The 311-nt window shown below is 60.1% G+C and carries 1 pseudogene; it reads right to left on the minus strand.

Annotated features, from left to right (window positions below):
* Positions 1–102 (minus strand): annotated as a pseudogene (locus K206_RS43510) (integrase); the annotation flags it as partial.
* Between the last annotated feature and the right edge of the window lie 209 nt (positions 103–311).

A 311-nucleotide genomic window follows, 5' to 3' on the forward strand; every position in this document is an offset into this window, starting at 1 on the left:
CGCCTTGGCATCCCGGATTTCGACGGTAGCCGCGAAGCGGCGCACGTCCTCCACCGTGACGCGCGGCAGACGGTCGGCAATGAATTCAATGGCAGTGGGCATGGTCATCTCCCAAGTAGGTTTGAGACAGGACTCACTCTAGTCGCTTTTGTCGCGTTTGTCAACTTAGTCGCCTGGGTCAAACCTACCTGCTGCGGTCCCGGCAGCATAGGCCGAGGCCAACACCGGGTCTCCGCCCAATCCATTCGAGCGGGTTCCACATTGACGCTGGAGCCGCAACCCAGGCCTCGCTATACCGAAACGGTTAAAGG

The sequence above is a fragment of the Cupriavidus sp. WS genome (assembly GCF_000395345.1).
Taxonomy (GTDB): Bacteria; Pseudomonadota; Gammaproteobacteria; order Burkholderiales; family Burkholderiaceae; genus Cupriavidus; species Cupriavidus basilensis_B.